The following is a 6,659-nucleotide window of genomic DNA, read 5'->3' as shown; positions in this document are numbered from 1 at the left end:
CAAAGTCGTTTTGAGGTACTTCAAAGTCGTGTAGGAGTACTTCAAACTTTGTCGCACCGCGATCAAGTACACAGGTGCGACGCCGATAGCGTGGCATCGCTTTCATAAATCTCCACAAACAAAGCGATGTCTACGACGGGCTATTCGGCGTCGCTTGACTTTTAAAACAGTCGCTACAATTATCCTTAACCCAAGCGTATTGGCCTTTAAGCTGTTCCAAAAATGAATTATCTAAAGGTTCGATATCATCCTCGAAAACGAAGTCGCAGGTGCAAATTTCACGAGAGGGTCTGCACTCATCTAAAAAAACCAAGTATCTCTTGTTGAAAGTTATTTTAACTACTACTGAAGGGTAGAAAAATTCTACTTAGTTAGACATAATATTGTTAGCAGTAGTTACTGCCCATCGGAATAATTTAAATTTTTTTAGATAATTTTTATTGGTAAACCTATACAAATTATACAACTTATACACTATTCAAACATTTATTCAAACATGAGCTTTAACAAGAGGATGTTATAGTCAAAACTGTTAATAAAAATTATGTCTAGTGGGACAAATAAATAGTTGAGCTTGGCGATGCTCCCATGAAATAATATCTTTAGTATCTTAGTTGCTGCAATCAAAGCTGCTAAGGGAGTAGATATTTTCAAAGGTAATATAGCCTATTCAGCGTTTTTGTGTCTACTGATGAGACATTTATTGAACTTCAAGCAAGCACAATAGATGTACTGCTTAAGGACATTCCAAAGCTCAAGAAAATCTCAATTTTGGAACTGTGATGTATCTAAATAATAGATTTCCCACTAATACTTCATTTATTCAAGGGCTACGAGTACTCCTTGTAGATAATGATGTCAATTTCTGCAATTCGTTGACGCCGATGTTGCAATCCTATGGTGTGAAGGTGCAAACGGCATCTTTAGGAGAGGAAGCTCTGGAAATATTTGAGCAATGGCAACCTGATATCCTCTTGAATGGTATTTCCTCGCCAAAGCAGGATAGCTATACTCTGATTCACAAAGTGAGAACACTTACGGGAGAACGAGGCAGAGCAGTACCAGCGATCGCTCTGACAGGCACTGTAACTGAAGATATGTATCAACATGCTCTCTTAGCTGGGTTTAGTCTATGCTTTGCTAAACCCGTAGTTATTGATGATTTCGTTGCTGTGCTTGGCATTTTAGCACTTGCTAATAATGCTGATTCGCCCTCATGCTAACTAGCTCAATTAATATCTTAGATATAGTAGTCTAAGTTTTGAGAAGTAATGATATGAGTCATTTATTGGTGGGGATGATTGTTTTTGAGATGCTACAAATGAACTTGATAAACGATAGCATTAATTTCAGGAGTTCTAAAATGTCTGTTTTAACTCAATTAGTTTTGCTTTTGAGTTGCGGAATTCTTGGTATTGGATTTATTCTAGCTTCTTCCTTTTTAGCAGTAATTTGGATTTAGAAAAGTTAAATTTTTTCTAGCTTATCTGTTGGAGATATTAGATAAAAATCTAAAATTGCTAAATACCCAAAATATTTGAGTTTGAAAGGTAGTTGTGAAATGTTCACTCTCTACATATTAAAAAGCTCAAGTTAATTGTCCTGTCTGCTATCTGTAAAAAACTTAAAAAGTAGCAGGTTTGTTCATGTCCATGTTTATTTCAACTTCTTCAATGCTTTAGTTCTTATATCAGGTTCGCTTAAACACTTATAATATCTGTAGGTTGGGGAGCCACTGCGCCCTTCTCCAAGGGGAGACGCCAAGGGCGATGCGGTTTCCCGACGAGCCTTGCAAGTGGCGTTTGAGGAACGTAGACCCAAAGGCGCTTAAGGCAGGGTAACCCAACATTTGTTCCAAGTTCATGTTGGGTTTCACTGCCGTAGCCCAACAAAGAAGCAAGCTACAACCCAACCTACTATAATACTATGTGTAGAAGGTTTGCTAGTTTCTCTAATTGCTTGATACTTTACAAATAAACGACCTGTGTTTTCCAAGTTGGTTATCTTACTACTTTCTTAATGCATAAAAGAAGAGAATTTCATATTGATCAGGCTTATGCTAAGGCGAAAATCGAGAAAATGACAACTATCCGTGATTTGAGAGCTTAATTCATCGAATGAGCCTTAATTTGTTGAATTTCTCCTCAAACTCTTATAAATACAGGGCAAGTAAGTAAATTGACCTAAAATATAAACCTTAGCTGCCAAACCATTGCAGTATTAAACTTCATCCTATGACCTCTGATCAACCCTCTGAGCAACCTGTATCTGAATCTGCCACTAATGAAGCGTTGGACGTAAAGCAGCTTGAGAATATAAATGCTTTATTTCCCATCGTTGGCATTGCCGCCTCTGCGGGTGGATTAGAGGCATTTATGCAGTTACTCAGGCATTTGCTTACCGATACAGGGATGGCATTTGTGCTGATTCAACACTTAGATCCTAACCACAAGAGTCTGTTGAGCGAGATTCTGGCGAGAGCAACTCAAATGCCTGTCAGTGAAGTGCAATCCGGGATGACTGTAGAACCGAACCAGGTCTACATTATTCCGCCTAACACTAAGATGATCTTGTCTGATGGGGTGTTGCAACTGACGCCGCGAGAGAAAGTTCAGGGTAAATATATGCCTGGTGATGCGTTCTTTACTTCATTGGCAGTGGATCGAGGGCGCAAAGCGATCGCAGTGGTTTTATCTGGGGCGGATGGAGACGGTTCACAAGGGCTGAAGGCAATCAAGGCAGCCGGAGGCGTGACTTTTGCTCAGTGTGAAGACACAGCAAAATTCGATAGTATGCCCAATACTGCTGTTGCCACAGGGAATGTCGATTTTATTCTGCCACCTCAAAAAATTGCTGAAGAACTGGTAAACCTCAGTCGCAATCCTTTTATTCATGACTCACAGCGGCTGATCACGGTTGAGACATTGCCCGAACAAACAGATGCCCTGAGGACTATTTTTGGGTTATTGCGATCGCAAGTTGGCGTTGACTTCAGCCACTACAAGCCCAACACGCTTGATCGCCGAATCCAACGGCGAATGGTGTTGTACAAACTAGAACGATTAGAGGATTATGCCCAGTATTTGCAAAAGAATCCGGGTGAAGTCAAGGCGCTTTATGAAGAAATTCTGATCCACGTTACCTATTTTTTCCGCGACCCCGAAGTATTTCAACTGTTGAAAGAGCGAGTCTTTCCCATCATTACGCAAAACAAGTCGGTATTGTCGATTCGGATTTGGGTGGCGGGTTGTTCAACGGGCGAGGAGGTCTACTCGATCGCCATCTCCTTGCTAGAGTTTTTGTCGGATAAAGTAACCCCGCTGCCGATCCAGATTTTTGCCACAGACATCAGCGAGATAGCAATTGAGAAAGCAAGAACTGGCATTTATGCAGAAAATCAAATGGTGGAGGTCTCACCAGAGCGCCGCCGCAAATTCTTTAATGCCATTGAGGGCGGTGGATATAAAATTAACAAAGCTGTCCGTGAACTGTGTGTGTTTGCCCGACAAGACTTGGGCAGTGACCCCCCTTTTTCCAACTTAGATTTAATTAGCTGTCGGAATGTACTGATTTACTTGGACGAAACGTTGCAAAAACGGATACTGCCCATCTTTCATTACAGTCTCAACCCGACTGGCTTTATGCTGCTAGGGACTTCAGAAAGCACAGGTAAATATTCAGAGTTGTTTACTTTCATTGACAAAAAGTCTAAAATCTATGCCAAGAAGCTAACCGCAAATCGTCCAATTGTTTCGTTCGTTACCAGCAATTATCCGATAGTAAAAGTGGATGAACCTAATAAGGTGTTTGAGAATCCATCGGATGAGTTTGACTTAGAGAAAAAAACTGACCAACTGATCTTGAATCACTATGCCCCAGTGGGTGTGGTGATCAACAACAATATGGACGTGGTGCAATTTCGGGGAGAAATCGATCTCTACCTAAAACTTGCACCTGGCAAACCCAGTTTGAACTTATTCAAAATGGTGCGCCAGGGTTTGCTCGTCGAGCTACGCGCTACAATTTATCAGGCACAACGGCAAAAAATTCTAGTTAGAAGGGAAGGGTTACAAATTGAATCCGGCGATCCTTCAAAAATCATCAATATTGAGGTGATTCCATTCAACCCTGGGATTGGTGAAGAACTCTACTTTCTGGTTTTATTTGAACAAGCCCTACCCACGGTTACTAACCTCAGCTCTTTTAATCCAGAAAGCCAAGAGCAGGCAGACTTAGAGGGTGAGATTGTTCGGCTAAGGCAAGAAATAGCAGCTGCAAACCAAGAGCGGGCTGCGACTCAAGAGTATCTGCAAGCGGTGATCCAAGAGCAGGAGGACATCAATCAAGACCTGAAAGTTGCCAATGAAGAAATTCTTTCCAGTAATGAAGAGTTGCAAAGCACCAATGAAGAGCTAGAAACTGCCAAAGAAGAGATTCAGGCAACCAACGAAGAACTCAACACAACCAATGATGAACTTCGCTCTCGAAATCAGGAATTACACCAAGTTAACAACGATCTCACGAATTTGCTTGCTAGTATCAATATTCCAATTTTGATATTGACTTCGGACTTACGCGTTCGACGTTTTACGCCAATGGCGCAGCGGCTTTTCAATTTAATTCCCGCCGATGCTGGACGACCCTTGAGCGACATCAGAGCGAATCTCAATACTCCTGACTTAGAACCTCTAATTTTGGAGGTTCTTGACACACTCAGCATCAAAGAATTAGAAGTCCAAACCCTGGGAGGACATTGGTACAACCTCCGCATCCGTCCTTATCGCACCACAGAAAACCAGATTGATGGTGTAGTGTTGGTGTTAATAGATATTGATGTTCTCAAACGCAGTGCAGCAACGTTAGAACAAGCCCGGAATTACGCTGAAGCGATTGTGGAGACGGTACAAGTGCCGTTAATCGTGCTTGATTCTGATTTCCGGGTGAACAAAGCCAATCACTCCTTTTATGAAACATTTCAGGTTTCACCATCACAGACAGCACAATCTCTGGTTTTTGAACTAGGAAACGGTCAGTGGAACCTGCCCGAACTGCGATCGCTCTTAGAAGACATTCTCGCCAACGATACCAGTATTCAAAACTTGGAAATAGAGCATCGTTTTGAGCAGATTGGGCAGAAAACCATGCTGCTCAATGGTTGGAAAATTATTCAACAGGGAGAGGCTCAAATGATTTTGCTGGCGATTGAAGATATCACGGAGCGCAAGCAGTTAGAGTTAGAGCGATCCAAGCTATTAGTACAGGAGCAGTTAACCCGTCAACAGGCCCAAATCGCCAACCGAGCCAAAGATGAATTCCTGTCAAACCTCTCCCATGAACTTCGTAATCCGCTTAATATTATACTGGGCTGGGCGCAACTTTTCCGTACCCGCAATTTAGATTCTTCAGCAGTCGCTCGTGCCTGGGAAGTGGTAGACCGGAGTGCTAAGGTGCAAGCTCAGTTAATTGATGATATGCTGGATGTCTCCCGGATTACGAGTGGAAAGCTTCATTTAAATACTCATCTAATTGATCTAGTTTCAGTAGTGGATGCCGCGATTGAGTCTGTCCAATTGTCCGCAGAAGCGAAAAGCGTTCAAATTGTTTCACGCTTGAACTCGGCGACAGTTGTCGGAGATTTTGATCGCTTACAACAAGTTTTGTGGAATTTACTTTCTAACGCGATTAAGTTCACTCCAGCCGATGGGCGAGTGGGAATCATGCTCGAAGCTGTAGATACTCACGCCCAGATTCAAGTCAGCGACACAGGAATTGGCATCAGTGCAGACTTGCTGCCATATATTTTTGATCGCTTCCGCCAAGGAGATTCCAGCAGCAGCAAAACAACTCAGGGACTTGGATTAGGCTTGTCAATCGCCCGTCATCTTATAGAACTTCACGGTGGAACAGTTCAAGCACAAAGTCTAGGCGAGGGAAAAGGAACCACGATCACCGTCAGGCTGCCTCTGCGCTCAATGCCACCGGAGATTACTGCACCAACTTATTTAGAGCCGAGCGTTTTGTCAGGTGTGGATAGATTAAATGGTAAAAATCCACCCCTTTCCCTTGAAGGTTTGTGCATCCTGGCTGTAGATGATCAAGCCGATAGCCGCGACTTACTAAAATGGATGTTAGAAGACTGCGGGACTGAAGTAGTAGTTGTTACATCGGCAAGGGAAGCGATCGCTGCTTTGACTGAATCTCCTAGCAGATATGATGTGCTTCTAGCAGATATTGGGATGCCAGAGGAGGATGGTTTCTCCCTGATTCGTCAGGTGAGAGCGCTTGATGCTGAGGCTGGAGGACAAATTCCGGCAGCCGCAATCACTGCCTATGTCAGCGAGCAAGAGCAGCAAATGGCAATTGATGCTGGTTTCCAAATGCATTTGGCTAAACCGATTGAGCTTACTGAATTGGTATTGATAATTGCAAAATTGAGTGGAAGAATTACAGATTCATAAATGAGCAAAGTGACTCATCTACTGATGAGTCACTGTACTGCTGAATCAGTTGAGAAACTGAGGCTGAAAATCTTTAATAAGTAGGCGATCGCCAGCAATCTTCTTGATTAAAATTACAGTAGACAGCCTTATTGTATAAGCTTCTAGTAGTGTTTTAAACAAACATGAGTTCGACGAACCTCTGCCTGCCTTGAACTTTAG

The 6,659-nt window shown here is 42.5% G+C and carries 3 protein-coding genes; 2 read left to right on the top strand and 1 reads right to left on the bottom strand.

From position 1 onward, the window contains the following. Window positions 1–782 precede the first annotated feature (782 nt). Window positions 783–1,223: a response regulator gene (locus tag ACFFAP_RS14715; RefSeq protein WP_375511893.1), complete on the top strand. Its 441-nt coding sequence runs from the start codon at window positions 783–785 to the stop codon at window positions 1,221–1,223. A 485-nt stretch (window positions 1,224–1,708) separates the two neighbouring features. Here the strand turns inward: ACFFAP_RS14715 and ACFFAP_RS14710 are convergent, their stop codons facing one another. Further along, the gene (locus ACFFAP_RS14710) at window positions 1,709–1,864 is read right to left on the bottom strand and encodes a hypothetical protein (protein ID WP_375511892.1); all 156 of its coding nucleotides are present in this window, start codon (window positions 1,862–1,864) and stop codon (window positions 1,709–1,711) included. Window positions 1,865–2,234: 370 nt separating this feature from the next. On the opposite strand from ACFFAP_RS14710, the gene ACFFAP_RS14705 reads away from it, so the two are divergent. After that, the gene (locus tag ACFFAP_RS14705) at window positions 2,235–6,458 is read left to right on the top strand and encodes a chemotaxis protein CheB (RefSeq protein WP_375511891.1); all 4,224 of its coding nucleotides are present in this window, start codon (window positions 2,235–2,237) and stop codon (window positions 6,456–6,458) included. Window positions 6,459–6,659 lie beyond the last annotated feature (201 nt).

Source organism: uncultured Nostoc sp. (assembly GCF_964245575.1).
Lineage (GTDB): Bacteria > Cyanobacteriota > Cyanobacteriia > Cyanobacteriales > Nostocaceae > Nostoc.
This window is presented reverse-complemented; position numbering and strand designations above follow the sequence as displayed.